A 23701-nucleotide genomic window follows, 5' to 3' on the forward strand; every position below is an offset into this window, starting at 1 on the left:
TTCGTCTCTGGCACCTGCGCTGTGCAGGGCGGTGGGGAGGAGGGAGTCGTCATCGCGGCGGGTTCATCCGGCAGGATCGGCGGGGTCGGCGGGCTTGTCGGAGTCCTTCGGATCCTCCGGCTCCGGCTCCGGTTGCGTGCACAGCGTCACGCGGTGCGTGATCGGCTTGAGCGAACTGAAAGCGCCCGTCCACGTGATCTTCATGTCGACCATGGAGATGCCGTCGACGATCCTCGGAGTCACGGCGAGGGAGTACGACCCGCGGGCGGCAGGGCTGACGACGAACGCGTCATCCGGGTTGGCGGGCACGCACTCGCGGAACTCGACCGCCACCGTCGTCGGCGCCGTCCGGGGCGAGATCTCGACCGAATCGGAGCAGTACTCCCGCAGCACCGCGTGGCAGGAGCGCGCCCCGACCGGCAACGGTGATGAGTCGGTGCTCAGCTGGAAGTCCGACCGCCACGACCCGTACATGTAGTACTGCGGAACGAAGCCGTCTCGCACGGCGATGTCGGGCGCCGACTCGAGCCGGTAGGAATAGCGGTTGTCCTGGACCGACGGCTGGGTGGCGATCGTGTAGCTCGTGTTGCCCTTCGGGCCTTCCACGAAGGTGAACGTGAAGACCTGGGTGGTCGCCGACTCGGCGACGCCGAAGCCGTTCGATGCGCACGCCTTCACGTTGTAGGTCGAGTACTCGGCGAGCTTGGTGAGGGTGGGTGACGACGACTGCGCCTCCGCACCCGAGACCTGCAGACGACCGTCGCCGTCAGCGGTGCAGCTCGCATTGCCCGATCGCCAGGCGAGGTACACGACGTCGATGCCGAGGGCGCTGCCGTTCGGCTGCGCTGCCACTCCCGAGACGTCGATCGAGGTGTTCGACGTCGCGGTCGCGCGTGCTCCCGAGGGGTCGAAGTAGACGGTTCCCGCAGCGGTGACGGACGTGCGGAAGGCTCCACCCTCGTTTCCACCATCGCCCGTCGGCGGCTGGAACTGGCTGATCGGGACGATCGTGATGTTCTGCGGGCCCGGCGCCAGCGCGATGTCGGCCGTCGTCGTCGCGCCGGTGCGGTTGATGACCTGCCCGGTCTCCTCGATGCGGAACGCGAGGGAGTCGTCCGACGCATCGACCGCGAGAGCGACGATGCCGCGCCCGCGCTCCGTGCTGCCGGGGCGATAGACGGGTGTGGCGTTCGCCTTCGACACCACAGGGGCGGCGTACGCCCAGCTGGTGTGCGGTGACGTCGCCGCCGATGTGCCGACCGCGTTGACGGCCGCCGCGGTGAAGACGTGCGGCGCTCCGTTGACGAGTCCGTTCACCGTGCACCGGTAGGCACCTGCCGCCGGGCTGCACGACGCGTTCGCCGGCGCTCCGTCCTGCAGGATCTCGACCCCCGTGACGCCGGGGTGCGCGCGACCGGCCTCGCCGAGGGGCACGTCGAGCACCACGGTCGAGCGGGTGAATCCGACCGTCGTGACGCTGGCGGGTGCCTGCGGGAAGCCCTGCAGATCGAGGGTCAGGGTTCCGGTGCCGGTGCGCCCCTGCGCATCCTGCACGACGAAGGGGATGATGCACTGGCCACCCGGTGCCTGCCCTCCGCCGGGCCAGCTCGCCGTGATCGCCTTGCTTCCCGAAGTCGAGATCGACGCGACATCGCATCGTGTGCCCCCGCCGAGGGACATCAGTCGGAGGCCCGATCCGGGCTTCCCGGCGAACGGGTCGTACTCGCCGGCGACGTCGACGACGTCGATGGTGCAGCTGGGGTTCGTCACGATGCACTGCTTCGTGAAGGTCGCGCCGCGCGGCGCATCCGGTGGCGCGGCTCCGACGACGAGGCGGACGGATGCCGACGGCTCGCCGTACTGGGGCACCGTGACGCTGACGTTCTCGGCGTTGCCGGGTCGCGCGTCTGCGCGTGCCTCGATGGTCAGCTGAGGCCCGTTTCGGGTGACGATGAAGGCCGAGCCCGAATAGACGATCCGGTACTCGAGGGATCCCGCGTCACCCTCACGTCCGCCCTCCCACGCGGCCATGTTCGCGTACATGTCGACCGTCTCGGTGGTTCCGGGGGCGATCGTGTGCGAGATCGACGACAGCAGCAGCTGCGGCTCGGCAGGACGGATGCTGATCGGCACGTCGATGAACGACCAGCGCTCCTGCCCCTGCAACCGCACCTGGACCAGGCAGGTGTCCGACCATGGCGCTTCACGGCCGGCGCGATACGTCACGCTGCCTGCACCCTCGGCGGAGCACGATGCGGCCGCCCGCTGCGCGGTGAACTGCCCGGATCCCACTTCGAGGGCATCTGAGGAGGTCAGGTCGACGTAGTCGGCCGCATCGAACGAGACCGAGGCGTCCTCGTCGACCACGACAGGAGGCGAGGCGGGCTTGAGCTGGACCTGCATGTCGTCGAAGGCGGGTATGCGCAGGAACCCGTAGGCGACCACCGCTCTGCCGCCCGATCCCTCGCCCTTCAGCTGGAACGGAACGAGCGCACCGTCTTCGGGGGCAGCGCCCACGATGCGGTTCCCTTGAACAGTGAACCCGGGCTGGTCGCCCCACAGGCTCAAGGTGAGGGAGGAGGCGTCACCCGAGGGCCAACTGACACGATCGGTCACGACGTCGATGCCGCGATCCGGGAGCTCCTCCCGATCGCGCGCAGTGAGCACCGTGTCGGCGACGCTCGGCTGGTCGGCGACCGCACCGTCGGTCACGGTCACGACGATGAGACCCTGCGACGTGCTGGATGTGCGAGTGGACCTGACCGTATAGAAGTAGGAGTTCGTGCCGGCGGTGTCTCCCGCGCGCAGCACGACACGGCCGTCTTCGAGAGAGGTGTCGGGATCGATCAGCGCGTTCAGGCGGTCGTAGAGCGGATTCCCCTTGACCGGTGGCGCGTTCGGGACGAGTTCGGTGATCTCGAGCTCGCTCTGCGCCGGATCGAGGTCGTTGAGACGCGGGTCGAGGACGATCGGTGTCGTCGACCCGGCCTCGACGCGCACGTAATCGCTGAAGGTCACGGGCGCCGCGTCATCGATGTCCGCGTCGAGCACGCCGACGCGGACGGTGCCCGTCCCCTGCTCGCCCTGCGGGTCGCGCACCGTGTATCCGAAGCTGACCTGACCGCCGTCGACACCGCCCGCGGGCGCCCGGTAGAAGATCGCGTCGCCGTCGGCCGAGATCGTCGCCGTGCCCGCACCCTTCTGGGGCTGGTCGACGCCCGCGAGCACGACTCGATCGCCATCGCTGTCCATGCCGGTCGAAGGCACGGGCAGCGACACGGTCTGACCGCTGAGGACTCGGCCGGTCAGGGTCGACGGCGTCGGGGCACGGTTGGTGCCCGGAGGCACGACCGTGACCGTCACGACACCGTTGTCGGCGAGGGCGGGGTTGCGCTCGAGTGACACCGAGTACGACAGACGGTAGGTGCCGGGCGTCGTGGGTGCGAGGTAGCGCAGCGCGTTGCGGTCGGCGAAGACGAGCTCACCCGATTCGCCCGAGCCGGTCACCTCGGGGAGAACGACCAGGGGCTCCCCTCGCGGCGCCACGTCGTTGGCCGTGACAGCGATGCGCGTGAGCGAACCTGCGCGCACGGTGATCGCGTCGGGGAAGACGATCGGACGCGTCACCGTCGACGGCGGCGTGAGGAAGACCGTGACGGTTCCCTGCACTGCGGCACCGGTGCCGTCGGCGATCGTCACGGTGGCCTTGCCGATGACCCCGGGCTCGCCGTCCTCCGTGGTGCCGTTCACCCGGATGCTCTCGTTGCCGACCACACGCACGCCGAGCTGCGGCGTCGAGCTCACCGCATCGGCCAGCATCAGCACCCGACCACTGGTGTTCTGCACGGCGCGGATGACGTCGACCGTCGTGTCCTCGCCCTCGCGCACGAACGCGGTCAGCGGTGCCATCGCGAGGCCCGCGGATCCGTCGACCGCGGTGATGCGGATGACGGCCGACTGCTCGGCCTGGGTGGTGACGTCCTGAGCCGTGTAGGTGACGACGTACTGCCCCGGTTCGGCCACCGTCATCTCGACGGTGCCGGATGCCGCGTTCGGGTTGACCTCGAGTCCCTGCGCGGTCGCCGCAGTCTGCACGGCGTCGACGAGACGATACGAACCGGAGCCGCCGGACAGATGATCCGAGATGCGCACCGATTGGAGCTCCCCGACACGCGCGGTCAGCGCGACCGGCGAGGCGACGAGAGCCGGGCTCCCTGTGACCTGCACATCGAGGGTCTTCTCCGCGGTCGCACCGTGCACGTCCTCGACCACCACGGTGACCGAGATGACGGCATCCGCGGCATTCGGGTCGGTGTGGCGGATGGCCACCCGTCCGTCGGCCATCGGTACGACCATGACGGGCGACGAGGAATCGGTCTCGTAGGCATCGCTGAGCACGAACGGATCGCCCTCGGGATCGACCCAGCCCGACAACGCCGAGACGACCGTGCTGCCGCCCGGAAGGAGCTGGGGCGTCGGCCACTCCTGCTGGCAGGCGTCGACTCCGCACCACACGGGCGCGGAGTTCGCTCCCGGATCGACGACGGTCAGGGTCACGGTGGCCGGAGCCGACACCGCGGCGCCGTCGGTGACCGCATATGTGAAGCTCGCCTGCCCCGAGCCCGCCTTGACGTCGACCACCAGCGACTGCCCGTTCGCGACGAGGGTCAGGTCTCCGAACGCCGGGTCGCCGAGCCCGCCCGAGACCGATTCGGGATCGATCGACAGCACGTCCTTCTTGTTCGGATCGTGGTCGTTGAGGAGCACCGGCAGGATCACCTGCTCGCCCGCACGGACACCGAATGCGTCGTCGACGGCGACGGGCGGCATCTGCTCGGCCACGTCCTCGACGATGATCGTGCCCTCCTGCTGCTCGGTGTCGTCTTCGATCGCCCACTGCTCGAGCGGGATGAGCACGCCGTCGGGGGCCGTCCAGATGAGTCCGGTACCGATCTCGCTCAGTACCGCTCGATCGCCGTTCTCCTGGAAGACCGGTTCGATCGTCGAAGAGTCGAGGGCCTCGTCCGGAACACGCAGCGGAACGGTCTCGCCACCTGCCCACAGAGTGCCCGCACCCGTGTCGAGCCAGGCGGCATAGACCTCGCCGTCGACGACGACCGGCGTCGCCGGCACGCCCGACGCGTCGGCGACCCGCTCCGACTCTCCGGAATCCAGATCGACCGACACGAGTCCGTCGGAGTCGGCGATCGACACGTTCTCGCCCGACTCAGCGCCCTCCTGGAGACGCGCGTCCTCAGCGACGTCCAGCTCCACGGGTTCGTCGCGCCCCTGCAGCCACAGCTCGCCGGTGCCCGCCTCGAGCATCGCCCAGCGGTCGCCCACGACCGTGACGAGGAGGCCCTCTGCGGCATCCGGAGCCTGCGAGACGGACTCGGGATCGCCGAGGAATCGGTGCTCGTCGATGTCGAACCGGCGGATCGCGCCCTCGTCTGCGGAGAAGAGCACCAGCAGGCCCGCGGGCGACAGCCCGATCGCATCCGCCGTGTACGTCGGAGGGTCCTCGCCCTCCTCGACCTCGACGCCCGCGAACGGGTCGACGAGAGCAGTGGCGGCCCCCGCCTCGAGAGTGGTAACCGATACCTGGCCGGTGTCGGTGCGATACGCCACGTAGGCACCGGCCGACAGGATCTCCCGCGTGCCCGCCGGCGTCGGCTCGGAAGCGATCGGCGTGCCTTCATCCGACGCGTCGGAGAGCAGGTCGGCGGGATTCGCGGGGTCGAGATCCCACCGCTGCCTGTTGCCCTGGGCGTAGATGACGGCCGCCGAGCCGCTCTGCCAGACGGCCTCGGGATCGTCGACGTTGCGCACGGTGTCGATCTCGGCGAGCTCGGTGTTCACGCGGGCGTACTGGCCGCTGTCGCGCATGACCCAGACGGACGACTCGAGGCGGGGCACCTCCTGCGACTGGTATCCCTGGGCCGTGATGGCGAGCGTGAGCACCACCGCCAGGGCGGCGACACCCGAGATGGCCGCGATCAGGCGTCCGCGCGATCGGGGGTTCGCCTCCGCGCGAGCGCGGTCGCCGATGGCCATCACAGGACCCCGGTCAGGTAGAGCACGCCGACGCCGACGCCACCGAGGACAGCTGCTCCGATCAACGCGCCGATCACGCCGGCGACGAGGGGCGAGCGGGTCTTCGCCCGCGCGGCGGGCAGTTCGTCGCGGTCGCGCGGCATCGCCTGCTGCTTCGCGGCGCGCACCGCACGTCGCGAGTCGGGGGCCACGGTGGTGATCACCGGGCCGCGGGCGCTGGAGTCGGAGAAGCTGACGGGCGCTGCTGCGGCCCATTCAGCAGACGCCGCCTCGAAGGCCGTCGGGTGCAGACCCAGCTCGAACTGCGCCCAGCGCAGGCGTTCCGCGAAGTCGGCCATGCTCGCGAACCGTCTGGCCGGATCACGGTGCATCGCGGTCGCGAAGATCTCGTCGATGATCGGCGGGATGCCGGGTATCGGCACCGCGGTATAGCGCGCCTTGATGATGCGCTCGGTGAGCTGGTCGCGGGAGTTGGAGCCTCGGTCGGCGCGTTCGAACGGGCTTCTTCCCGCGAGGAGCGTGTACAGGGTGGCTCCGAGGCTCCAGATCTCGCTCGGGACGGATCCGGAGACGCGCTCCTGCAGCACCTCCGGCGAGCTCCACGGCACCGACATCGCGATGGTCTCTCCGTCGCCCTCGTCGATCACGGCGGCCGCGATGCCGAAGTCGGCCAGCACGGGGGCGCCGAGGGAGTTGATGAGCACGTTGGACGGCTTGATGTCGCGATGCAGGAGTCCGGCCCTGTGCACGGTCTCGAGGGCGCCTGCCATGCGCACGCCCGTGTCGAGCACCTCGGCGAGCGCCAGCGGCGCCTTCTTGTACCGCGCGCTCATGGTGTCGGGGCAGTACTCCATCGCGAAGTACGGCCGACCGTCTGCAGAGATGGAAGCCTGATAGATGGTGACGATCGAGGGGTGGGCGCTGAGCCGCGCGGAGATGTCGGCCTCGACGTTGAAGGTGCGGAGAACCTCGCGGTTCACGGCATCCGCCAGCAGCACCTTCACAGCGGCGACGCGTCGCGGCATGTCCTGTTCGTAGAGGAAGACATCTGCGAACCCGCCGGATCCGAGCGGACGCACATAGCTGTACCCCGCCAGCGTCGGCGGTGTCGATGCCATGCGCGTGGCCACCCATGCTCCTCACGGTCGGTCGGGAGACCGCGCTCTGCATGATCCCTGCGCGCCGCGCTGGGCGATCCCCCCGACCACGAGTATATCGAGGGTGTGGACGATCCCGAAGGCGGGCGATCGCCCCTGCACTCGCCCCGACACGGCGGGCGCGCCCAGCACGCCTCGGTGGTCAGGCGCGCCAGCACCCGACGACATGATCGTCGACCATGCCCGCGGACTGCATGAGCGCGTACATCGTCGTCGGACCCACGAATCGGAAGCCGCGACGACGCAGTTCCTTGCTCATCGCCGTAGACTCCGGCGTCACCGCCGGAACATCCGCGAACGATGCGGGCCGCGGTCCCGATGCCGGCGCGAACGACCACATCAGCTCATCCAGCTCGCCGTCTGCCATCGAGCGCACGATTCGGGCGTTGCCGATGGTGGCCTCGATCTTCGCCCGGTTGCGGATGATCCCCGCATCCGCCATGAGCCGCTCGACGTCGGATCGGTCGAACTCGGCGACCCGCTCGGGCTCGAAGCCGGCGAAGACCTCGCGGAACCGGGGGCGCTTGCGCAGGATGGTGATCCACGAGAGCCCCGCCTGAAACCCCTCGAGGGCCATCTTCTCGAACAGCGCCCGGTCGCCGTGAAGCGGGGTGCCCCACTCCTCGTCGTGATAGCGGCGGTATTCGGCGTCGTCGCCCACCCACCCGCATCGGTCGCGGAGGTCGGGGCCGGCGATCAGAGACGTCATGAGCCCACGCTAGCCGCCGCCACCGACACGGCGGGTGATCCCGGCTCTCCTGCCGGGACTACGCAGCGGCCTCTGCGGGGCCGGACCCGAGCGCGTCGATGAACGACGTCGAGAACCCGTCGAGAGCGTCGCGCGCCGCGGCAGCATCCTGTCGTTCGATGGCGGCGAGGGCGGCGGAGAGGAGACGGCGGCGGGAGGCCCGATCCGTGTCGAGATCGATGCCGTGGTGGCGGGCCGTCTGCGGATCCACGAACAGCCGCAGCGGGTCGATGTGGTCGCGGGCGAGGCGGGGGCCCAGACGGCCGAGCTCCCGCGAGATGAGGATCTCGGAGAGCTCGAGGTAGCCGAGCAGCTCGCAGGTCTCGTCCGCCAGTCGCGTCGACTGCTGGTGCGTGCGCACGGGCGGGCCGATGCAGCTCTTCTCGACGATCAGGCGACCGACGACGTGGGCGCGCTCGATCATGTCAGCGCGCGACCACTCCGCCACACGAGTTCCGGCGCTCGGAGACACCTGGACGAACCGCATCTCGACAAGCCGTTGCAGCGCCTCGCGCACCGGCGTCCGGGAGACGGCCCACGCGTGGGCGAGCAGATCGAGCCGCAGTCGCTGGCCGGGCGGGATGCGGCCGCTCACGATCTCGGCGAGCAGGCGCTCGTAAGCGAGACCGCTGAGAAGCTGCGGGCGCAGTTGGTCCTCGAGGGAGCCCATGGGCATGATCACATCGCTCTCATCAACTAACATATTGGATGATTAGAGGATGACATAAGTTAGCCGTGGACACAAATCATCTGATATTTCAATGCGCGGGCACCCTGCCTGAAGTCGTCGCCTCCATCCACCGAGCCAGGGCGTGGGTATATATTGCGGGCGATTGATATATCAGGTACCCAGATGATTCCGACTAGCATTGACCCATGCCTGTGCCCAAGACCCCGGCGCAAATGCCCCGAAAACTGCTGCGCGACCAGATCTTCGACACGCTTCTGGATGCCATCGTCGCCGGTGACCTGGCCGCAGGGGAGCCGATCTCCGACAAGCAGCTCGAGAGCTGGTTGGGCGCCTCGCGCACGCCGATCCGGGAGGCGGTGAACCGGCTCGCCGGCATGGGGCTGATCGAAGTGCTTCCTCAGAGGGGCACCCGCATCGCACCTCTCGATCCCACGAGGTTCGCAGAGGAGATGGAGATGCTCGGCGTCGTGTACTCGGCGACGGTGCGCGAGGCTGTCCCGCTCCTCACCGACGCGGACCGGACGCAGATCGCCGACCTGCACACGACGGTGAGCCGGACCTCGAACGCCCTCGAACGCGCACGGATCGTGAACAACCTGATGAACGTGTTCGTCGACCGCTACCGCAACACCCTCGTTCAGCGCATCCGCGAGAAGTCGGTGCCGCACGTCACCCGGATGATCACCGCTCGACCCGGCGCACTCGACGCGACCGACACATCGGCCGCGCTCGACGCACTTGCCTCCGCCGCCGCCACAGGGAACGCGGATGCCGCAGCCCTGGCCGCACAGGCGTACTTCACTGCAGGGGCCGCAAGCGTGCAGGCACGAGATGCGGCCGAATCGAGCCCGCAGGTCGCTGCTGGCGCTGATACAGCTGAGCGGCGCGGAAGCGAGGACGCGTGATGCCCACGAGGGACACACCTCCGCCGCGGCGGCTGCTTCGCGACGAGGTCTACGACACGATCCTCGGGGCGATCCTCGACGGGACGTTGGAACCCGGGGAAGTTCTCCACGACGAGGAGCTCATGACGTGGCTCGGGTCGTCCAGAACCCCGATCCGCGAGGCGCTCAATCGACTCGCCGAGGAGGACGTCGTCGAGTTGGTGCCGCACCGTCACACCCGGGTGGCCCCGGTGAACGTCGCGGCGATCAACGAGAGCCTGTTCGTGATCGGAGTGATCCACGAGCACCTTGCCCGCACCACCACCGCCGACCTCGCGGATGCGCATATCGCCGACCTGCGTCGCGAGCTGGCGCATGTCGAGGATGCGGTGGATGCAGATGACGCGGCCGCTCTCGGACGAGCGATCCGCCGGTATTTCCTCGTCGTCGTCCGCGCCGCGACGAACTCCGTGCTGCGAGCGAAGGCCGAGACCCTGTCGCTGCAGCTGGTGCGCTTCCTCACGCCTCGCGAGAACCTCGTCACGCCTCTCCAGGCGCGCGATTTCATCCGCGCGATCACTGCAGCGGCCGAAGCCCGTGACGGCGAACGAGCCGGAGATCTGATCCACGACCTGCACGCCGCGACGCGCATCAACTTCCTCGAGTACTACCGCGAGCCGGATCCCGCGAACTGAGCGCGGCTACGGCTACGGCTACCGCGCCGCCCTGCCGCACAGGCCCAGCACCACCCCGACCCACACCGCCGCACCCACTGCGCGAACGGTCCCAGGGGAGCAACCGACGGGGGTCCCCTGGGGCGTACCCCGAGGACCCCCTCCGGAACTCAGTCGGCGATGGTCGCGGCGTCGATCACGAAGCGATAGCGCACGTCAGAGGCGAGCACGCGCTCGTACGCCTCGTTGATCTGCGATGCGCTGATGATCTCGATCTCGGCTGCGATGCCGTGTTCGGCGCAGAAATCGAGCATCTCCTGGGTCTCCTGGATGCCGCCGATGTTGGACCCCGCGAGCGATCGACGCCCGCCGATCAGAGACGAGACGTTCACTGAGAGCGGTTCTGCGGGGGCTCCCACGCAGACCATCGACCCGCCCACGTCGAGCAGACCGAGGTAGGCGCGGAGGTCGACGACCGCGCTGACCGTGTTGAGGATGACGTCGAACGACCCGCGCAGCGAGCGGAACGTCTCGGCATCGCTCGTCGCATAGTAGTGATCGGCACCGAGACGGAGGCCGTCATCCTTCTTGCTGAGCGTCTGCGACAGCACGGTGACCTCTGCTCCGAGAGCGTGCGCGATCTGCACGCCCATGTGGCCGAGTCCGCCGAGGCCGACGACCGCCACGCGCGTGCCGGGTCCGACGTTCCAATGCCGCAGCGGGGAGTACGTGGTGATTCCTGCGCAGAGCAGGGGTGCCGCGACGTCGAGCCCGAGCGCGTCGGGGATGCGCACGGCGAAGGACTCGGTCACCACGACCTGCTCGGAGTATCCGCCCTGAGTGACGCTGCCGTCACGGTCGGTGCTGCCGTAGGTGAAGATCGCACCGTTGGAGCAGAACTGCTCGTCGCCGCGCAGGCAGTTGCGGCATTCTCCGCACGAGTTCACGAGACAGCCGACGCCGACCCGATCGCCGACGGCGTGCTTGGTGACATCCGATCCGATGGCCGCGACGGTTCCGGCGATCTCGTGTCCGGGTGCGAGCGGGTACTGCTGCGGCCCCCAGTCTCCGCGCACCGTGTGGATGTCGGAGTGGCAGATACCGGCGAACGCGATGTCGATCAGGATGTCGTTCGGGCCGAGCTCGCGGCGCTCGATGACGGTCTTCTCGAGCGGTGCGGCCTCGCTGGGTGCGGCATAGGCGGTGACACGGGTCATCTCGGACTCCTCTGATCGGTGCGGATGGGCCAGATCGACACTACTCGCGCCCTCCTCTGCGGCACCTGACCGCCCACGACGAAGGCCGGGACCACTGATCCCGGCCTTCGTCAGCGGAGCGAGGAGGAAACCTCAGCGCTTCGCGTTCTTCTTGAGCGCCTTCTCCAGCACAGGGGCGTCACCGGATGCCGCGAGCGCCGCGTAGTACTCCCGAGCCTCGTCCTGCCGCACGCGCTCGGCGCCGGAGGCGATGGGCGCCCGGACGTGCTCCGGCTCGTAGCCGAACGCGTCGACCAGGTCGAGTGCGTACGGACGGAGCCTGGCGCACAGACGGTCGATGTATCGCGAGACCGCGGCGGCGCGCTGCGTCGAGAGACGCCCGTGGATGAGGTGCCAGGCGAGGTGCTTCTCGATGAGCTGCAGACCGAAGAGGTCGCGCAGCCACGTGAGCACCTTCTTGGTGTCGGTGTCGTCGACGCGGTGGACGGCATCCGTGAACGCCTCCCACTGCAGCAACTCACCGTGCGCACGGGCCGCCTCGATCAGCTCGGCCTGATTCTCGTTGAACAGCTTCGCGCCGAGGGCCTTGTCCTTGCCCGCCGGACGCAGCCGGCCGGCGATGTCGGCGACCATCTGCTGCACGCGCTCGGCGAGCAGCTGGTGCTGCTGCTCCTCACGCAGACCGTTCTCGACCGAACGCGAGACCTGACCGAGGTCGACGACCGACTGGCCGAACTGACGAAGGCCTGCGCCGTGGAACAGCTTGCCGGCGGTCATGCCTACGGCGAACTTGGCCAGGGCCGCAGCATCCTTGCCGGTGAACTGCTTGGCGTAGTCGGTGAGCAGCCGCTTGCCGACCAGCTGAAGGAGCACATTGTTGTCGCCCTCGAAAGTGACATAGATGTCGAGGTCGGCGCGAAGTCCCACGAGACGGTTCTCGAACATGAAGCCCGCTCCGCCGCAGGCCTCGCGAGCCTCCTGGAGGGTGTCGAGCGCGTGCCAGGTCGACAGCGGCTTGAGGGCTGCCGCCAGGGTCTCGAGGTCCTCACGGTCATCAGGGGTGTCGATGCGGCCGGAGAACACGCCGTCGAACTTCTGCAGGAACTCGTCGTGCGCGAAGATCTGCGCGTAGGTCGTCGCCAGGCGCGGCAGCAGGCGGCGCTGGTGCTTGCCGTAGTCCATGAGCACGACCTCCTGGCCGTCTGCTCCGTCGAACTGGCGGCGCTGCGTCGCGTAGGTGATCGCGATCTTCAGCCCGAGAGCCGAAGCCCACGACGCGGCGCCGTCGAGCGAGACCCGTCCCTGCACCAGCGTGCCGAGCATCGTGAAGAAGCGGCGACCGGGGCTGTCGATCGCGCTCGAGTACGTGCCGTCGGCCGCCACATCGCCGTACTTGTTCAGCAGGTTCGTGCGGGGGATGCGGATGTGGTCGAAGCTGAGGCGGCCGTTGTCGATGCCGTTGAGTCCGCCCTTGAGCCCGTCGTCCTCACGACCGATGCCGGGAAGATCGACGCCGTCTTCGCCGCGCAGCGGCACGTAGAAGCAGTGCACCCCGTGGTTCACGCCGTTCGTGATCAGCTGAGCGAACACCGTCGCCGCCACGCCGTGCAGCGCCGCGTTGCCGAGGTACTCCTTCGTCGCGCCGCGGAACGGCGTGTTGATCACGAACTCCTCGGTGCTCGGGTCGTACGTGGCGGTGGTGCCGACCGCTGCCACATCGGAGCCGTGCCCGATCTCGGTCATCGCGAAGGCGCCGGGGATCGAGAGATCCATGACACCGGGCAGCCACTTCTCGTGGTGCTCGGCGGTGCCGAGCTGCAGGATGGCGGAGCCGAACAGCCCCCACTGCACTCCCGACTTGATCTGCAGACTCGGATCGGCGACGACGAGCTCCTCGAAGCCGGCGATGTTGCCGCCGTTGTTGTCTTCTCCGCCGAGTGCGGTCGGGAACGCCCGGTGCACTGCCTTGTTCTCGACGAGCAGGTGCAGCTGGCTGAGCACACGCTCGCGGTGCTCGTCCTTGCTCAGCGCGTCATCGCGCCAGAACGCCGAATCCTTGATCAGCTCGCGCGCCTCGCGGCGCGTGTCGGCCCAGGTGCCCATCAGCAGATCGGTGACCCGGGCGACATCGAACCTCAGGTTCGCATCTGCGCTGTCGGTGTGCGGGCGAGTCGTCTTCGGACGGACGGCGGCGTCGACCATGAGCGTTCCTCTCAGAGGGAAGTAGGGATACTCCCATGGTAGGTCTGCCACAACCAGGAGCGAACTGCTGTGTGCGCATCCTCCAACAAGCTCCCGGGACGGCGCCCGGTCGGATTGTCGTCAGACCACAGTCTCAGCCCAGCCGCAGTCTCAGGCCTCGACGCGTGCGGGCGTGGGAGGCGCGGTCTGCGCCTGCTCCCACCGCCGTCTCGTCCCTTCGCTCAACCGCGCCCACGTCCGATCGCGGATGAAGATCGAGTCGATCGCGATCATCGTCAGCGAGAACCACGGCAGCCCCATCAGCACGCCGATGCCGATGTGGAAGGAGAGGATGCCGATGAGGCCGATCAGCCGAGTGGGCCGTGTGAGCAGCATCAGCGGGAACGCCACCTGCAGGATGATCGACCCCCAGGTCGCCGCGACCACCATCGGGCCCCAGGTCGTGACCAGGTCACTCAGCACCGGCCATGTGCCGAACCGAGCGGTCTGCAGCGGGTTGTACACCGCGTAACCCTCTTCCCAGGGCGCGCCTCCCGCCTTGTAGAGAGCACCCGATGCGTACACGAAGCACACCTGCGCGGTCAGCGCCACGAGGGCCAGATTGTGGAAGACCGTTCCCAGGAGGGCGGGCTGGCTTCCCGGAGCGAACCACTCCCCCTTCTTGGCGCGACGTCTGGCATCGATCGACCAGCGAGCGGCCGGGTCGGCGAAGAACAGCAGGAGCAGCGCGATGCGGAACATGTTGTCGCCCTGATCGCCCACCATGTCGTTCGCCTCGATGAACCCGACCCAGAGGCAGAAGAACACCGGGAGGACGATCCGGAAACGCCAGCCGAGGACGAACAGCACCGCCAGCACGCCGAGCAGCAGATAGAGGGCGGTGTAGAGCGCGTCATCGCCCATCGCGGCATGGAACGCGCTGAAGATCCAGATCTTCGGGAACTCGCTGACGGGTTCGGCGAGTTCGCCGTTCCACGCCGACCCCGAGCCGAACGTATAGAGACGAGTGCTGAAGTTCGACGCGAGCAGGCCGATCGCTGTGACGCCGAAGAGGATGCGGGTGACCGCGAGACCGTAGAGGGCCTTCTTGCCGTTGAAGAGCCAGTCCCCCACGAACGCGGAGATCCGGTCGATCGCCGAGAGGACCATCGACCACAGTCCGCCGATCATCGACGAGGCGAAGCTCAGCAGGCGGGTCACGAAAGACCGGGGAGGCGGGGCGGCAGGCGCACCCGAAGGCGCGGGCATGCGCAGCGGCGAAGGCTCGGGGGCAGAGGCGGGTGGAGCGGATGCCGGAGCGGGCGCCGTCACGGTCGACCGCCCGGCAGCATCCTTCTTCCGGTCCCGGTTCGCGGCGCCGTTCGTCTGGGGCGCGGTCTTGGTGGGCGCGCTCACGGCTGGATCCTCTCGAACTGGGCGCGGAAGGTGTTCGCGAAGTTCTCGCGACTCTGCCCTTCCTCTTCTATAGGCAGTCGCCACCCGGTGGTCGAGAACGTGGGGTCGGGGCGCTGCGCGCTCGGATCGTTGCGATCCGCATAGAGCACCACGTTCTGGCGGCTCACGCGGTACTGGACCTTGATGACGGAGTCGGCGCCCCAGATCGCATAAGCCACCTGGGTGGCGTAGGCGGTGGAGAGGTGCTCTTCCGCCATGTACGCGTCGGTCGACGGGTTGTCGCCCTCGAGTTCGTCGAAGGAGCGCACCATCCACTCCTCCCAGCCATCCTCGGCGAAGTCGAGCCCGACGACGGCCTTCTGGTCGTCGTCCAGCTTGTTGTAGGCGTTCATCTGGCCGCTCGCGACCTCGCTCGACTGGATCCCCGCTCGGGGCGGGAAGAGGTTGTAGCGGATCATCGAGAGCTCGACGTCGGTGGCGCTCACCCACCCGGTCTCGATCTCCTCACCGTCCTTCTCGATGACGGCACGCACGTTGAAGTGGTAGTCGCCGTTGATGGGCTCGGGCGCGAAGACGCTCCACGACTGACCGAACATCGGCAGCATGTACCCGGCGAGGACTTCTTGCGTGGGGATCTCGCGGAGCGCCGAGTACGGAGCGATCCACAGGAACGACGCCCCCACGTGCCACAGGGTGAGCAGACACGCGGCGAACGCGATGAGCTTCACCCACCAGGTCGGGCGCGGTCGAGGGGCGGTCGCGGCGACCGCCGCATCCTGCACTTCGGGTGAGGTCTCAGTCATCGTGCCCATCCACATCCTTCTCACCGCTGAAGGTCGGGGCCGCCGCAGCGACGGCCCCGACCTCTCAGCGTTCCTGCACTGCGTTACTCCGTCTGGACGAGCGGCCGTCTGGAACGCGCGACCCTCGTCATCCCGAGTCCGAGCATCAGCAGCAGAGCCGCCAGCGCGATCCACCCGCCCTGGATCTCACCACCGGTGGTGGCGAGGCCCGTGGCCACGACCTGGAACGAGGCCGACACGCTGCCGGAGGTCGCTCCGGTCAGTGTCACGGCGTGGGTTCCGAGGTCGGTGCCGGAGGGGATCGTCCAGGTGAAGGTGACCGTGCCCTGCGCATCGGCGACCTGGGTGCCCAGTGCGATCGGCTCGGACGTCATCACACCGGTGACGGACTCGCCGGGCTGGAACCCGGTGCCGACCGCCGTCTGCTTCTCACCGCGCTCCAGAACCGGGACCTTGATCGTGATGGCGATCGGTCCGGTCGGGTCGGCTGCCGCGTCTGCAGACGCCGAGGCCTCAGCAGTCGCCGAGGCGGATGCCTCGGCAGCAGCCTCAGCGGAGGCATCAGCCGCCGCCGCCGCGGACGCCGTGGCCGACGACGAGGCGTTGGCCGCCGCGGCCGCCGACGCGGTCGGATCAGCGTCAGCCGAAGCCGATGCGTCAGCCGCACTCGTCGAGGTCGCGTCGTTCTGCGCCGACGCCTGCGCCGCTGCCGCGGAGGCGGCCGACGCGTTCGCATCCGTGGTGGCCGTGGCCGAGGCATCCGTGGATGCGTCGTCCGTCGCCGCCGCAGACGCGGCCGCATCAGCCGTCACGTCAGCCGCCGCCGAAGCGGAACTCGTCGCATCGGCCAGAGCCGCAGCGATAGCCGCCGCCTGAGCCGCCGCGTTGCTGTCGTCATCAGCCTGAGCCGACGCCGCAGCGGATGCCGAGGCGTTGGTGTCGACCTCAGCCGACGGGTCGGCCGCAGCCGAGGCATCAGCCGTAGCCGCAGCGTCAGCCGTGGTCGCAGCGGATGCCTCGACCTCTGCCTCGGCGGAAGCGTCAGCCGCCGCCGTCGCGGACGCGGTGGCCGACGACGAGGCGTTGGCCGCCGCGGCCGCCGACGCGTTCGGGTCGGCATCTGCCGCGGCGGACGCGTCAGCCGCACTCGTCGAGGTCGCATCGTTCTGCGCCGCCGCCTGAGCGGCCGCTGCAGCAGACGCGTCCACATCCGTCGTGGCCGTGGTCGACGCGTCCGTGGATGCGTCGTCCGTCGCCGCCGCAGACGCGGCCGCATCAGCCGTCACGTCAGCCGCCGCCGAAGCGGAACTCGTCGCATCGGCCAGAGCCGCAGCGATAGCCGCCGCCTGAGCCGCCGCGTTGCTGTCGTCATCAGCCTGAGCCGACGCCGCAGCGGATGCCGAGGCGTTGGTGTCGACCTCAGCCGACGGGTCGGCCGCAGCCGAGGCATCGGCCGTGGCGACTGCATCGGAAGAGGCGTCGGTCGATGCACTGGCGATCGCCGCCGCGCTCGAGTTCGATGCTGCGCTCGTCGAGGCGTCCGATGTCGCCGAGGCCTCAGCCGCGGTATCCGTCGTCGCGTCGGCCAGCGCCGCAGCCTGAGCCGCTACCGCCGCACCGGCGTTCGCCTCCGAGGTGGCGTCCGCCGTGGCTGCCGTGGACGATGTCGCCGTCGCCGCCGACTCCGCCGCAGCCTCAGCCGTCGGGTCAGCCGCAGCCGATCCCTCTGCCGTGGCGTCCGCGAACGCCGCCGCCTGCGCGGCCGCTTCAGCGATCGCGTCGGTCGATGCATCGGCGTTCGCCGACGCGGATGCCGACGCCGCCGCGTTCGTGTTGGCCGCAGCCTCGGACGAGGCATCCGTCGACGAGTCGGCGATGGCCGCCGACTCCGACGACGACGCCGAGTTCGACTCCGCCGCCGTCGATGCATCCGCGTTCACGTCATCCGACGCGTCGGCCTGGGCCGCCGCCTGCGCAGCAACTGCCGCCGAGGCGTTGGCCGTCGAGGTGGCATCGGTCGTCGCGGCCGACGAGGCATCCGGCGTCGCCGCCGCATCCGCCGCCGAGGTGGCGTCCGAGGTCGCCGCCGCTGAGGCCGCCGACGTCGCGTCTGCGAGGGCCGCGGCCTCAGCCGCCGCCTGCGCCGACGGGTCGCCGTCTGCGGTCGCGTCAGCCGAAGCGGATGCCGATGCAGCCGCGTTGGTGTTGACGTCACCCGGGTCGCCCGCGGTCACCTCGGTGGTGTCCGTGTCGCTGGACGCGCCGGATGTCGCGGTGAGCAGGTAGCCCGCGCCGGGCTCGGCATCAGCCGGAACCGGGTAGTTCTCCGTGAACGCACCGAACTCGTCAGTGGTCGCGATGACCGGGCCTCCGATGTCCGCTTCCCCGCCTGGCGCGGTGAGCTGCAGCGACACGGTGGAGTTCACCGGCCAACCCGTGCCGGTGACGGCGAGGTTGGTACCTGCCGGAACCGACGAGGCCGCGTCGACGACGACCGGAGCAGCCGTCACCTCGGTCGTGTCGGTGGCTGTCTGCGTGCCCGCGCTCGCGGTGACCGTGTATCCCGTGCCCGCGGGAGTTCCCGCCGGCACCGGATAGTCGATCGCGAAGCCGCCGAGAGCACCGGTCGTCACCGTCTGGGGCGTGCCGATGACCGCACCACCGGGGGCTGTCAGCTGCACGGTGACCTCGGTGTCGGCCGGCCACTCCGCACCGGTGATCGCCAGGTCCGTCCCGGCCTCGACGGTCGCGGCCGCGTCGACGGTCGCCGCTGCGGTCACCTCCGTCGTGTCGGTCGCCGTCTGGGTGCCGACGGTCGCGGTGATCGTGTAGCCCGTGCCCGGCGTCGCCGAGGCGGGAACCGGGTAGTCGAGCGTGAACCCGCCGTCGCCATCGGTCGTGACCGTCTCAGGACCGCCGACGGTCGCTCCGCCCGGAGCGGTCAGCTGCACCGAGACCTCGGTGTTCGCCGGCCAGCCGGTGCCGGTGACGGGAAGGCTCGTGCCCGCCTGCACCGTGTCCGCGGCATCCACCGCTGCCGCGGCGGTCACCTCGGTCGTGTCCTCAGCCGTCTGGCCGCCGACCGTCGCGGTCACGGTGTACCCCGTGCCCGGGGTCGCCGACGCGGGAACCGGGTAGTTCAGCGTGAACCCGCCGTCGCCATCGGTCGTGACCGTCTCGGGACCCCCGACGTCAGCGCCGTCCGGGTCCGTCAGCTGCACCTCGACGACGGTGTTGGCCGGCCAGTTCGCACCGGTGATGGGGAGAGAGGTTCCCGCCTGCACCGTGTCGGCCGCATCCACCGCAGCGGCGGCCGTCACCTCGGTGGTGTCGATCGCCGTCTCGGCGCCAGCGGTCGCGGTGACCGTGTAGGCCGTGCCGGGCGTCGCCGATGCGGGCACCGGGTAGGAGAGCGTGAACTCACCGTCGCCGTTCGTCGTGACCGTCTCGGGGCCACCGACGTCCGCGCCTCCGCCCGGAGCCGTCAGCTGCACGGAGATCTCCGTGTTCGCCGGCCAGTTGGAGCCGGAGACCGCGAGATCGGTGCCTGCCTGAACGGTCGGCGCCGCATCGATCGAGGCGACCGGAGCGTTCGTCACCTCGGTGGTGTCCGTCGCCGTCTGCGCGCCCAGCGTCGCGGTGACCGTGTAGCCGGTTCCCGCAGGAGTTCCGGCCGGAACGGGGTAGCCGAGCACGAAGGCACCCGACCCGTCCGTCGTGACGAGCTCGGGGCCGCCGATGTTCGCGCCGCCGCCGGGAGCGGTCAGCTGCACCGAGATCTGTGTGTTCGCGGGCCAGTTGGTGCCCGAGACGCCGAGGTCGGTTCCGTCCTGCACGGCAGGTGCCGCATCGATCGCTGCCGCGGCGGTCACCTCGGTGGTGTCCGTCGCCGTGCTGGTGCCGTCGGTCGCCGTGACGATGTAGCCGGTGCCGGGCACGGTCGGGGCCGGGATGAAGACCGTGCCGGTGAAGTTGCCCGACGCGTCGGTGGTCACCGGCGCTGATTCGTTGACCGGGGTTCCGTCCGGTGCTGCCACCTGGATCGTCACCTGGGTGTTGGCCGGCCAGCCGGAGCCGGTGACCGGAAGATCGGTTCCGGCCTGCACGGTGGTTGCGGCGTCGATAGCCGCGACTGCCGCCGCCGCTGCCTTGACGGTCGACGACGCGAGATCGAGTTCGACCCCTCCGCCCACGGCCGGGAGCAGATCGATGGCGAGCGCCCGCACGGTGAAGCTGTCACCGGGGATGTCTCCCGGCTCGGACTGCTCGTTGATCGTGATGGTCGCGATGCCGGACAGCACGCCCTGCAGCACGGGGTCCAGCGTCGAGAGCACGGGGCCGGTGACCGCTGCGAGGGCCGGCTGGACGAGCGGGATGACGCTGGTCAGCGCGGTGTTCACCAGAGGGCCGGTGGTCGTGGTGACCGCCGTGGTCACAGCGCTCACCACCGGGTTGAGCAGCGCACCGATGTTGAGCCCGGCGAGCGAGATGTCGGTGGTCACCGTCGGAACCGGCGTGGCCGTGCCCGCGAACTGAGCGAGCGAGCCGGCGATCGTGACATCGCCGGAGACCAGGTCGATCCCGGTGAGCGGGTTGGTGAGATCCACCCCGACGGTGAGCGTGACCGCCAGCGAGTCGAGGGTGGAGTCGAGGATGGTCTCGACCTTGCCGTTGAGGCTGTTCGGGTGCGTTCCGGTCAGAGCAGAGGTGATCCCCTGCTGGATGGCGGCGATCGTCGTCGCAGACAGCACAGGGGTGTTCGCGGGAAGCGAGTTGAGGTCGGCTCCTGCGCCCGTCTCCACGAGGATCTGAGCGAGGTCGACCGAGATCGTCCCGTCGCTCAGGTCGACGAGCACCGAGCCCGTGGTGTTCTCGAGCGGCTCCGTCAGGAGCTCCGTGACGACCGTCGCCCCGACTGTGTCGAGGCCGGCGATAGCGACCGTTCCGCCCGTCGCCTCGAAGGCGGCGACGAGGGGCACATCCGGAATCGCGTTGATCGTGTCGACCACGGTCGTGACGAGCCCGGTGAGCGCTCCGCCGGGACCGGCGAGGTCGCTGACCGGGGTCACCGTGCCCTGGATGGCCGTGCCCAGAGTGGTCGCGAGCCCCGCGACGAGGTTGCTGTGCAGGTCGAGGTCCAGGCCCGCGATGCGGTATTCGGAGCCGGCGACGCCGGCGTTCGACTCCGCCCGCGATGCGAGGGCTCCGATGCCGACCGACGCTTCGTCGAGGACGGCGTCGGTGAGACCGGCGACGCTGAGCTGGTCGAAGAGATCGGTGAGTTCGAGGGTGGCGGGGTTGACGCTTCCGTCGATCGCCCCCGCATCGATCGCACCACCGGAGGTGATCGCGCCGGAGGACGCGATCGACTGGGTCTGCGTGGGTGAGGAGCTGAAGCTCTGCGCGCCCCCCAGATCGCCCAGCTGCAGCAGACCGGGCGACGTGCCGTCGGTCAGCAGCGGCACGTTGAGCGTGCCCACGTCGATGCTGAGCGCCTCGAGCACGTCGAGGTCGAGACCGCCGAGCTCAGGGCCGGCCGCGGCTGGGTTGCTCGTCAGCGTGTGCCCGAGTGCGGCGACGTCCAATCCACCGAGCAGGTCGGCCGGCAACTGGATGATCTGTCCCTGCGCGACCGACGGATCGTTCGGATTCGCGTCATCGAGCGCATTCGCCGCCGTCGGTACCAGTGCACCCGCAAGGATCATCGCGCCGACGGTCACGCCGGCGATGCCTCCCCCGATGGCTCTGCGTCGCCGCAGAGTCTTCCCCTCCAAGAATTCCATTCGCCTCTCCCGTGATGCAGATGTTCCGCGTCACAAGGCCCTCCCCAGGCGTCGACAGGTGCCGACCGAGCGCATGTCCAGACAGTATTGCCGGATCGAGAATGTTAAGTCCAGCGATTGTCCAGTGATCTTTCAGGAAACGTCATCAGGTGAGACATTTCGTCATCGGTCATTGAGACCTGCCCACAGGTCTGTCGGCGAGGACGCTTTCGCCAGGACGAATAGGAGGGGTCCAGGGCACTCCGCGCAGGCGCGACACGCACTCCGGCCACACGACGAAACCGCCCCGCAGACCGAGGTCTGCGGGGCGGTTCAGGGCGTGAAGCGAGGGCTACAGAGTGAGCCCGTCGCCGAATCGGAAGAGCGGATCAGCGGTGTCGAACGGCACATCGGGTCGCGAGGCGACGACCGCGGCCATCGACCTCGGCAGGTCGAACGGGAGCCTGCCCTGCGCGCTCGCGACGCCGCTCAGCACATCGAGCAGCGCCGCCCCTGAGACACCCCAGTTGACGGTGACGGCCGCCGCACCGGCCACGATCGGTTCGAGAATGGGCGGTCGATCGGCGAGCACATCGACCACGGTCGGCACGGCTCCGGCGATGGCGCCGACATGCGCGAGCACGTCGTCGGAGAACTCGAGCGACCCCGCATGGAAGAAGTTCTCGAAGGTCGTGTCGCGCTGCTCGAACGGCGCCTGGAGACGGAGGATCGCCAGGTCGGCCTCGTCGACGGTCGCCACGACGTCGCCGTACGCGGCTGCGACGGATGGTTCGATCCCCTCGACGTAGAGCTTGATCCCGGGGGCGAAGGGCAGCGAGCCATCGTTCGTCAGCACGGTCACGGAGGCGCGCTGGGCCGCCTCTCCCGCGGCGCGGAACTCCGCGCTGCCGACGATCTCGTCCGCCGCGTCCTCGTCGACGAACGGGTTCTCGAAGAGCCCGAGCTCGAACTTCTCCCGCAGGATCCGTCGCGCGGAGAGGTCGAGCCTCTCCTCCGAGACCGAGCCCTCGGCGACCAGCCCGAGCAGCAGTTCGGGGCAGTCCTCGCCACCGAACTGATCGACACCCGCATCGAGCACCTTGAGCATCCGCTCTCGCGGCGTCAGATGCTCCACGCCCCAGGCGCGGGCAGGGAACGGCTGGCCGAAGATCTCCGCATCGTTGATCAGACCCCAATCGGTGCACACCAGGCCGTCGAAGCCGAATCGCTCGCGCAGCAGCCCGGTGATCACCGACCTGTTGAAGCCGAACCCGACCTCCTCGTACTCGGTGCCGACGGGCATGCCGTAGTACGGCATCATCTGACGCGTGCCGGCGGCCAGTGCATCCTCGAAGGGCTTGAGGTGCAGGTCGAACGCACCCCCGGGATACACCTGCTCCCGCCCGTACGGGAAGTGCGGGTCCTCGCCGTCGAGCTGCGGCCCGCCGCCGGGGAAGTGCTTGGTCATGGTCGAGACCGATCCGGGACCGAACGAGTCGCCCTGGAACCCGCGGATATATGCCGCTCCCAGAATGCCCGTCAATTCGGGGTCCTCTCCGAACGTCGCCGTCTGCCGCGCCCACCTCGGTTCGGTGGCGAGGTCGACCTGCGGGTGAAGGGCGACGCGCAGGCCGACAGCCGTATATTCCTGACGAGCGATATCTGCGAACCGTTCGACCAGCTCGGGGTCACGGGTGGCTGCGAGACCCAGGGTCTCCGGCCATTGCGAGAACGGTCCGGCGAGGATCGACGCCCCGGGATTCTCGCTGAACGAATGCCGCGGGTCGGTCGACAGCGTGACCGGGATGCCGAGCCGGGTCGAGGCCGCCAGCCGCTGCAGCTCGTTCTGCCAGGCGGCTATCTCTCGCCCGGTGGGCGCCGCCCCCAGCAGGTTGAAGTGCGTCATGTTCTTGAGGTCGATGAACTCGCGGGCGCTCGGTGTGCCGAAGATCGGGTTCGCCTCATCGAGGTCTCCGATCGCGATCATCGTGTGGAAGAACAGTCCGGCCTTCTCCTCGACGGTCATCTCGTCGAGGAGGAGCTGCACTCTCTCATCGACCGGCAGGGCCGCGTCGAGCCACGGTCGGGCAGTGGTCACGTCGGTGTCGGTCATG

12 protein-coding genes are annotated in these 23701 nt (G+C 69.1%); 2 read left to right on the forward strand and 10 right to left on the reverse strand.

Annotated features, from left to right (window positions below; translation table 11 throughout):
* Positions 1-63 precede the first annotated feature (63 nt).
* The 4 genes from BEP68_RS00200 to BEP68_RS00215 form a co-directional block, all read right to left on the reverse strand.
* The gene (locus tag BEP68_RS00200; protein ID WP_187248889.1) at positions 64-6054 is read right to left on the reverse strand and encodes an Ig-like domain-containing protein; all 5991 of its coding nucleotides are present in this window, start codon (positions 6052-6054) and stop codon (positions 64-66) included.
* Positions 6054-7184 (reverse strand): serine/threonine-protein kinase, encoded by a 1131-nt coding sequence (locus tag BEP68_RS00205; RefSeq protein WP_230100873.1) that lies wholly within the window; start codon positions 7182-7184, stop codon positions 6054-6056. Before BEP68_RS00205 ends, BEP68_RS00200 begins: the two co-directional genes overlap by 1 nt.
* A gap of 169 nt (positions 7185-7353) precedes the next feature.
* Entirely contained in the window at positions 7354-7920 is a 567-nt protein-coding gene (locus BEP68_RS00210) for a DNA-3-methyladenine glycosylase I (RefSeq protein ID WP_053098659.1), read from the reverse strand.
* Positions 7921-7978: 58 nt separating this feature from the next.
* The gene (locus BEP68_RS00215; RefSeq protein ID WP_261987657.1) at positions 7979-8662 is read right to left on the reverse strand and encodes a GntR family transcriptional regulator; all 684 of its coding nucleotides are present in this window, start codon (positions 8660-8662) and stop codon (positions 7979-7981) included.
* A gap of 173 nt (positions 8663-8835) precedes the next feature.
* On the opposite strand from BEP68_RS00215, the gene BEP68_RS00220 reads away from it, so the two are divergent.
* Complete coding sequence (locus BEP68_RS00220; protein WP_187248890.1) at positions 8836-9555, forward strand: GntR family transcriptional regulator; 720 nt, start codon at positions 8836-8838, stop codon at positions 9553-9555.
* Positions 9555-10229 (forward strand): GntR family transcriptional regulator, encoded by a 675-nt coding sequence (locus BEP68_RS00225; RefSeq protein ID WP_187248891.1) that lies wholly within the window; start codon positions 9555-9557, stop codon positions 10227-10229. The genes BEP68_RS00220 and BEP68_RS00225 overlap by 1 nt, the downstream gene beginning before the upstream one ends.
* Positions 10230-10378: 149 nt before the next feature.
* Here BEP68_RS00225 and BEP68_RS00230 read toward each other — a convergent pair whose 3' ends face one another.
* From BEP68_RS00230 to BEP68_RS00255, 6 genes are all read right to left on the reverse strand, one after another.
* A complete protein-coding gene (locus tag BEP68_RS00230; RefSeq protein ID WP_187248892.1) occupies positions 10379-11425 on the reverse strand; it encodes an NAD(P)-dependent alcohol dehydrogenase in 1047 nt (348 codons plus the stop codon).
* Positions 11426-11557: 132 nt separating this feature from the next.
* A complete protein-coding gene (locus BEP68_RS00235) occupies positions 11558-13627 on the reverse strand; it encodes an acyl-CoA dehydrogenase (RefSeq protein ID WP_187248893.1) in 2070 nt (689 codons plus the stop codon).
* Between the two features lie 150 nt (positions 13628-13777).
* On the reverse strand, positions 13778-15022 hold the full coding sequence (locus tag BEP68_RS00240; RefSeq protein ID WP_187248894.1) for an HTTM domain-containing protein: 1245 nt from the start codon (positions 15020-15022) through the stop codon (positions 13778-13780).
* Entirely contained in the window at positions 15019-15825 is an 807-nt protein-coding gene (locus BEP68_RS00245) for a DUF5819 family protein (RefSeq protein WP_261987658.1), read from the reverse strand. Before BEP68_RS00245 ends, BEP68_RS00240 begins: the two co-directional genes overlap by 4 nt.
* Before the next feature lie 83 nt (positions 15826-15908).
* On the reverse strand, positions 15909-21608 hold the full coding sequence (locus BEP68_RS00250; protein ID WP_187248896.1) for a choice-of-anchor G family protein: 5700 nt from the start codon (positions 21606-21608) through the stop codon (positions 15909-15911).
* A gap of 331 nt (positions 21609-21939) precedes the next feature.
* A complete protein-coding gene (locus tag BEP68_RS00255) occupies positions 21940-23700 on the reverse strand; it encodes a glycoside hydrolase family 3 protein (protein WP_187248897.1) in 1761 nt (586 codons plus the stop codon).
* Between the last annotated feature and the right edge of the window lies 1 nt (position 23701).

The sequence above is a fragment of the Microbacterium sp. 4-7 genome, assembly GCF_014332665.1.
Lineage (GTDB): Bacteria > Actinomycetota > Actinomycetes > Actinomycetales > Microbacteriaceae > Microbacterium.